The 8,187-nt window shown below is 46.0% G+C and carries 5 protein-coding genes; 3 read left to right on the forward strand and 2 right to left on the reverse strand.

The genetic code is table 11. From position 1 onward, the window contains the following. Positions 1 to 175: 175 nt before the first annotated feature. Positions 176 to 2,560 carry a TOTE conflict system archaeo-eukaryotic primase domain-containing protein gene (locus DFR42_RS13635; RefSeq protein ID WP_110255505.1) on the reverse strand — a complete coding sequence of 795 codons (2,385 nt, stop codon included), beginning with the start codon at positions 2,558 to 2,560 and terminating at the stop codon, positions 176 to 178. Between the two features lie 331 nt (positions 2,561 to 2,891). Between DFR42_RS13635 and DFR42_RS13640 the strand changes: the two genes are divergently transcribed. From DFR42_RS13640 to DFR42_RS13650, 3 genes are read left to right on the forward strand one after another with little or no spacing between them, the layout of a single operon-like run. Then, positions 2,892 to 5,069, forward strand: a complete 2,178-nt coding sequence (locus DFR42_RS13640) for a hypothetical protein (RefSeq protein WP_110255506.1) — start codon at positions 2,892 to 2,894, stop codon at positions 5,067 to 5,069. A 12-nt stretch (positions 5,070 to 5,081) separates the two neighbouring features. Next, a complete protein-coding gene (locus DFR42_RS13645; protein ID WP_146218847.1) occupies positions 5,082 to 5,426 on the forward strand; it encodes a hypothetical protein in 345 nt (114 codons plus the stop codon). A 1-nt stretch (position 5,427) separates the two neighbouring features. Then, positions 5,428 to 6,873 carry a hypothetical protein gene (locus DFR42_RS13650; RefSeq protein WP_110255508.1) on the forward strand — a complete coding sequence of 482 codons (1,446 nt, stop codon included), beginning with the start codon at positions 5,428 to 5,430 and terminating at the stop codon, positions 6,871 to 6,873. Positions 6,874 to 8,030: 1,157 nt separating this feature from the next. Here the strand turns inward: DFR42_RS13650 and DFR42_RS13655 are convergent. After that, positions 8,031 to 8,187, reverse strand: a 157-nt coding sequence (locus DFR42_RS13655; protein WP_146218848.1) for a transposase, incomplete at its 5' end; no start/stop codon positions are given.

The raw sequence follows: 8,187 nt of genomic DNA on the forward strand, positions 1-8,187 counted from the left end.
AGGCTTTTACTTGATACAGTCCGATCTCTTACCTAGACCTAGCTAGACCAAAAGTTACGTTTTGGCGGGTGGTTCCTTGCATCGGCTGTGGAACCTTCGCATGACTTTAGAGCCTAAATATAGTACCTATAGGTGATATCGTCAATACGTACGGCAGTAGTCTCATAGAAATTTTTCAACACAACCTGCGGCCAGCCATTTCAACTTGATATCCCATTGCCCGGTATCCACGTTGACGCTTCTCCCACATCCTCGCAAGCTGTGGATGACCTAGTTCTGCATAGTCGTATATTAAAATATTTGTTTTTTTAGCGTGATCCCGATGCAGTCGCCCGGCATATTGACGCAAGCTGCCTTCCCAGGAAATTGGCAAAGTCAAGATCATGGTGTCCAAAGGAGCATGATCAAAGCCTTCGCCAATCAATTGAGCGCTTGCAAGCAAAATATGCGGGGTATCTTCCTGTAATTCATTTAGCGACGCAATTACTGCTAGCCTGTCCTTTGACTTCATCCGTCCATGCAATAAGAAACATGGAAAGTCCGAGTTCTTCAATTGTCCGTGCAGCAAATCAAGGTGTTCTGTCCGCTTCGAGAGCAGCAGCACTTTCCTGCCTTGTTTTAGCGCTGTGACCGCATCGCTAACAATGCAAGCATTACGCACATCGTCTTCCGCCAAGAGTCGGATTACGTCCTGAATGCTTGCTTGCGCTGGCATTGCAGGAACTGGCAAATGCTGCACTTGGACAAGCAATTGTTCTGGAACGTGACTAGGCTGCTTGGCAATATGAAGGACAGGACCGCACTGCATGAACATGATGGGGTGGTGTCCGTTGCTACGAACTGGGGTCGCACTTAAGCCGAGGACATAACGTGCCGTGGCCTGATGGAGTACCAACTCGAATGTGACAGCGGATAAGTGATGCGCCTCGTCAATAATAATCTGGCCATATTGGCTGAGAAAATCGGGTAAATCATCTCGACGAGCCAGGCTCTGGATGACGGCAATATCCAATAGTCCGTTTTGTTTGCTTTTTCCAGCACCAATCAAACCTATTTTTTGCGTCCCTAGGTCCAAGAAACTCCCTAGCCTCTCTTGCCATTGCCGCATCAAATCTGCCCGGTGAACCAGAATCAACGTGCTGCATTTTCGATGCCCAATGATTGCTGCGGCGGTGACTGTCTTGCCAAAGGCAGTAGGAGCAACTAGCACACCGCAATCTTTGCGTAGCACCGCGTTCATTGCTTCCTGTTGATCTTCGCGCAAGGCACCAGAGAATCTAACATTGAGCGCGGCACCTATTGTGCGTGCATCGGTCAGCCGGAGTTCAATCTTGTTAGCCTTTAAGAGCGAACTAGCATCCGGCAAACATCCGCGCGGTAAGGCAATGTGCTTAGGGTGATTTTCGGCACGACCTATGATGCGTGGCTTGTCCCAAGTGGACATACGCATCGCCTGTGCCTTATAGAAATCTGGATTTTGAAACGCAGCCAGGCGAATCAATCGATTCATCAATGCTTGCGGCAACCCTGCTTTCTCGATGTATAGCTGGTAGCCAATCGTAGCGACCACTGCTTTTGGCATCGTGCCGGTAAGCTTGATATCCGGTTTTGCCGCCTTGATCCAGGGTGTGTCCGCATTTTCATCTGGTACTTCGGCGTAGGCAATGTCCAGAGGATGCCGATCACCGACCAATTTTGTTAAAGTTGGCTCCAGCAAAGCCACAGGCATTGGTTGAATACTGCCTAGATAAGCCCATTGATCTGCCAGCGGTTGGAGATTCTCGTCGACGAACACGCTACGCCCCAATTCTCTCGGGAGTTTCTGTAAAGGAAGTGCGATAAGATTACCAAATCCCCCCTTAGGCATCATATCCTGATTAGGAAATAAACGATCATATGAACTCAGCTTCAATTGCCTGGTCCGGGCACAAGTGGCGCTGATTAACGCGGTGCCAAGACGACGCGCATCGCGCGCAAGGACTGCCCCATTAAAAAACAACCATAGATGCGCCCCTTCCCCAGAACGAGAAATTTCGAGTGCAGCAGGAAGGCCATTAGCAATACAAGTCTGTAACACAGCCTTGGCGTCTTCGCGCCAATCGGCGTCGTCAAAATCGATAGCCAGGAAATGGCACCTGTCTTCGACTAACAGAGGATAGATGCCAGCGGTTATTTCGCCCTTCAAATGATTGAAAATGACCTGGTCCGTCATTGGCACATACAAACTGTGCTGACAATCACTGCACTTGATACGCGGTTTCTCGCAAACGCCTCGACGCCATTCATTGGCGCAGACCGGGGAGTATCCCGCCTTACCAGTCTGGGTACTCGTCCAACGCACTGGGTACACATCTTCCCGGCCACGAAATAATTTGCGGAACAATTTAACCTTCGCCTCTGGCGAAAGCGTTCCCATAATCGTCACTTCGGAATGCAAATACCCTGTTTGATTAACATCTGCAACAGCACCTGGAATGGCGATGCGATGTGTAGCCAGCAAGCGCTTGAGCATGTCGTTTTCAGCACGTAACTGAGCGAGTTCCGATTCAAGTTTTGACATGTGTGTGCTTTTGACCAACCGATAAGCGTAATTCGGTTGCCGTGGGGCTAAAATTTTCTATTCTAGTTGATGATTCTTATATAGGCATCCCCGCCAGCACAAATTAGTTGCTGCCAAACGAATCATCGCTCAAGGCCATTTTGAATTTAAGATTTATTTCTTTTGATACTTAATAAATGTTATATTTTACACCACTTGCTAAGTACATTCATTCTACTCACCTCCTATGAGCTTACAGTAATTCTTCCATTCTTTTGAAATACGAATTCAAGGTAGTCCGACAGTACAAGTAACTCTTGGATCAAACTTCATATAACAGCAGGAGATATGTTTGAGCTCTGATTTGGATATACAAAACACGATGGATGCAGGTAAGCGCAACCTTGATACAAAGGAACTGATTCAGAATTGGTGCGGCCATGCGAGAGTGGAAAAATACGGTGGTATAGGTTTGATCGAGATTGAAACTGGTCTACCTATTGGACATCATTCAATGGCGTGCGACCATGCGTCGGCTAACGGGATGGCTACCTGGCTCCTTGAGGATTCAGCAATTCATTTTCACGACACTCATTGCGTTGGTTGCTCGCAGCGCCTACCTATACGTCTGCCGAATATTTCCAAACTAATCGCTCGGCGTGACAACGAAGTCGAAAATGCTCGAATACACGATGAGGCACTAAAAAAACAACAACAGATCTCGTACGATTCACGATGCTCTGTCAGAGCTGCGTTACGTGCAGTATCATCTGTCACGGTTGCAACATTTGTGGATGATCTGCAAGCTTTTGATGAGATTAGGGATAATGCTACAGCTCTTCGATTGATTGAGAGCGTACGTCTGGCACCTGAGTTATTAACGTTGGAGGTGGCGGAACATTTATTCTCCCTTATTGAGAGTGATGAGCATTGGTTTGACGAAGTTGGTCTCACTATTCTTGGAACATCTAAACTGTATCTAGCACGCTTGGCTCGTTGTACAATGCGATGCTTAATTGAAGGCCGGGTCCCTGATCTAGCGGCCGAAATTGCTACTAGTAACGTATCATATGTAGAAGCTATTGACGTATGCGGCTCAGTACTGAGCTTGGCGCTTATAGCCTCCCCACCCCGTTCTTCTTTCAATTCTGACGACCAGAAAAATGAGAATCCATATCCGCTTCGCTGCATCTTTGAACGATTCCCCTTAGAAGTTTCTGAAGGTATAGAGGAACTGCTTTCTGCGTCACATCCTTTTCACGTGAGTATGGGAGCGCTTGCCATTATTTCCCTCGCTCCGAATCACCCGGATTTGCTTGCAAGCATGCGTCGCTCCCTCATCACGCGACTAACAAGAGCTGACATTCTGATCGACGTTCGTCGCGACTCTGAACTTAGGAACGTTGTTCATGATCTTTCGCAAGCACAAGTTCACGTATTCATATCTGCCCCAGATTCAACGGATATTGAGCTTATGCGTTATTTTGAGGGAGCCTCAAAAGAAGGAGAATCACGTCTCAGTGGTGTCTATGAAAAGGTTATTTCTCAGGCAAAAAGAAGACGAGGGGATAAAGAAGGGACCAAGACCATACCTCTTAATGCCTGTAGTGTAGCATTGCGGAGACTCGTAGCTCTGGCTGGAACATCCGATAACGAAGACGTTATCCAAGTCATACTCGGGACTTTGCGGCATGAATCAGATTACCTTGCCCCGCTTGCTTGCGAACAAATGGATACTCTACTAGGAGCAGCTGCTTTGGCCGACTCCAAGTTGGAAACCTTTAACGAGCGATCATCTATTATTTTTTCTCAAAATTTATTAACTGCGCTTGAAAAAGATAGTCGTCGAAGGAGCTTTTGGTACCTTCGTGCATCCTTCGTAAGGTGGGCAATAAATGGAGCAGCCTCCGGTGCTAGTGGTCTTGCTTCATTTACAGATTTTCTTAGCAAATCTGACTCGCTAAGTGAGGGGTTTAGAGCCGCAATCATTGAGGAACTTCCTCCTCTGATGAAGACGGGTGCAGGGCTGAGTGCAGTGCTTCCATTCTTCTATGCTGCGATGGTCGGCAAATCTAATTTGATCAGAGCAGCTTCCGCCAGGGCGATCAAGGAAATAGGATCTGACCGTTTTAAAGAGTTACCAGATTTAGTTACCGAAGCTTTCTTATTAATGCTTTTTGACCCATATGTGATCGTACATAAGTCTGCTGCGCGCGCTCTTCAATATGTGAGTCTCCCTGAACACGCACGATCACAAGCCCTAAATGCGCTTGACAATTTGATTGTCGTATATCGCCGTGATCAGGATGAAGAGTTTCTGCTTACATGTATAGACGTATATGCGTCATTGAAAAGTAAGGACAAGCAATTCAAGAATAGTTCAGGGAAAATTCTCGTCGCGATATTGAAAGAGATAAAACCTGAATTACTTTTAACGCATAGTCACTCTTGGTTACTGAAATCTTTTTCAGAAGTAGAAGGATACGCAGAACTTGTTTTCGGATTATTTGAGCACTGCGACAGCGACTAAGGATTGGAACATGTGCTCGACTTGGTGTGCAATATTCCTGAGGATATGGTGGGAAAATACATTGGAGAAATCAGAAAGGTTGTCGCAAACCATCCATCAGAGCCAATGGTAATCGGCACTTTTTTGGAAACTCTTACTCATAATGGCGAATGGGGTTTAGCCTTTGAGATTGCGCAGACACATCTAGAGATGGTGCCAACCACTACCCGAATGCGAACAACATGGCTCTTTTCGCAACAGCAATGCTGCCAGGCAGAATTCGAATTTTTGATTGCACAAGGAAAGGTTGATGAAGCCCTGTCTGTTGCAAAAACCTGGGACGCTGCATTAGCTGAAATCAATCAAATCCGCGAGTAAAATGAAAAGACGAATTCTTTTTGAGCAGTTTCCCCAGCGTCGTGAAGTCGTTGAAGCACTTTGGGCAATTTCTAAAGGAGAAATTGCCCCTCACGACTTAAACAAAGTTGCACTCGACTTGGATTCACTGTCCCTCGACTTCGCTAATACTTCAGTTGCCAATGCGTATGCCGCACTTGCTGGACTGGTTCGCATTATCGATACCTTGGTACATTGGCGTAAGGCGGTTTTAGAAGCTGGGCCAGATGCTGATCGTTTCCTCAGGAGTGCACATGAGCGGTATATACTGTGGGAGACCGAGTATCGCGAGAAATCAGCAGCATCAGACCTAATTGCAGCAGCAGCATCCATCCCAAGCCTTACTACCATTTCGGAAATCGCATTAATTGCAAAGTTAGTAGCTATAGTGCCACTCCCTTTAGGTATTTTTGAAGCAGAAAAGCTGCCTAGTTGGGCCGCAGAAAGGTTTGGGCCAGAGCGTCCATCGGAAGAACCTGTTGATTTGACTGTAGCTTTCCTTAAGTTTCAAATCGATGGTAGAGCCGCGATTGAGCTGCAGCATTTAGCTCCTGGAGAGGTCCATGACTTTGAGATCGAAGTGCGCGTCTCTCGCTGGCCTGCGGAGCAGGAGGAATTGTGCTTGACACCAATATCGGTTGAACCTAAAAGTACTTATGATTTCCCTACATTCAGTTTTGTCAAACCAAGTGGCAAACCACCCTACACCATGCATCAGCGTGGAAGAGCTATTGTTCTTCTGCCGCAAGGAATGCATGCCCGACCATTCGAGTTCAAGTACACAGCTGAATTCTTACCTGTGCGAGGAGAACAACCAGTTGCAATTGTTGGTCATCGTACTCTGTTAATCGAAGGCACAGATATTTCAAAGTTTCAAGTGTGTGGATATCCAATCTTGGACAAAAAACTATTCAAAATACGTGATGCACTTCGCCGCAGAGGGGGTATTGCCCAGAATGAGACTGCAGACACTCTCTTGTTATTGGCACCGCTATGCAATCTTGCCGGTAGATCTGTGCAAGATGCAGATTTCTCCGGAACATGGACAGAGGCAGATTTCCAAATTCATGTGCGTTCAGAAATGCGCCGCAACGTCCTAATTGGCTCAGACCTTGATGAACATGCATATGCTGCTGGTGGCATTACCGATCTCTCGTTCCGAGGAATCCCAATTGAACTCAAGGTACAAAAGAGCTTAATAACTAATGTCGATGAGTGTGAAAAATTTTTTGCGCAAACGGCAAGCTACGCTGTGGCCAAAGGAAAACGAACTGCAATCTTATGTGTCTTGGACACAGGTAAAAAAAGTACTTCACCTCGCTCACTCGATAGCTTGTTGGACGTTCGAATGCATACCGACAGCGGAGTTACTATATGTGTACTAGTAATCCAAGGTAATCTAGCGAAACCCAGTTCTCTATCGCGCTAACAGCTAAATTATTTATTAATAAATTAACATTTCAACAAAAATCAATAAGCTACGACACAAGGCGACAATTTGCCGGATACTAGATAGCGCGTCAGATCATATGAAAAAATGCACGCAGGGTTCAGAAAATTTGCGGCTAGTGTGCAAGCAAAGAAACTGAGGAAGAAACGCTGTTGTAGCCTTCATTTACTACTTCTTAAGCTACAAAATCGCACCAAACAATTACAATATCACCAACGACTTTGCCATAAATGGCGGCAGGTTCCTGCAAACATTTCCTAATACCTTGTCAAGCCGCAGCATATATTTGTGGCACGTCTGACAATACAAATTCAAGCCTAGAAATTTTGTAAAGCAATTATTTACCAACACTTCACAAATGATCTGCGAGTTCAGCTTTTTCGATGTTTTTAAACATTCCTCAAAGTTCAAACTTAAATGAAAAAAACCCTTACGAATTCAGAGTTAAATGAAGAAATGGTTCAGACTTAAATTGCCTGCTGTTTTGTAAGTCCTTGATTTAGCAGTTTCGGCAGTTCAAAGTTAAATGAACATCGACACTTTGTTCACTTAACTCTGAACTTTATTGCTCTGTATAGCGCATATGTCCAAGACAGTGCTAATGGCAATGTTTCACATTGGAATAAATAAGGTCAACGGCAACCATGGCGATAGGTCACTCGAACTGGGTACAGGTAGACTGAATCCGGGGCCATAGGTTTTACGGACGGCGACGGGGTACTTAGCCCGCTTTGCGTATCACAGTGCATCACCTTCAAAATTGCATACATTGCACCAAAGAGTTTTGTCCCTTCGATTTGGCGCGAAAAGTGGCACGAATTAATTTGCGCGCCATCTTTTTTGGCGCGATCATCGCATTGCCAAAGTAAAGCAGCGAACAAAATGTCGCATCCAAGCTTAACTTAAAAGCAAGACTAACTTGTGATTTGATTTCCTTGCACCACGAGCGGCATTGGAATTTACGCTCACTTACAATCTACAATTGATCAAATGCCCCCTGCCGAGCAGACTGCCAAGCTGTTGGAGCAAGGCTGCATTCTTTTTAGCGGAGTGAGTCGTGCAATACGCTACGCATTTACTGGTCGCGCCATGACAATCAAGTCTAGCTCTTAGAACCTGTTCGAGATCTTTTTTGATCACCCCCGGCGCAAGAGCAAAGTGAGGAAGGCCAAATTCACGAATTGCAAGCTGGTATTCGATTGCCGCTCACAGTTTTTCCAAAGGCGATGGCATTTCTCCAGCCAAGCAAAAGAGCGTTCCACCACCCACCGCTGAGGCATGACACTAAAGGTG

This window comes from Undibacterium pigrum (genome assembly GCF_003201815.1).
In the GTDB taxonomy this organism is placed as follows: domain Bacteria; phylum Pseudomonadota; class Gammaproteobacteria; order Burkholderiales; family Burkholderiaceae_D; genus Undibacterium; species Undibacterium pigrum.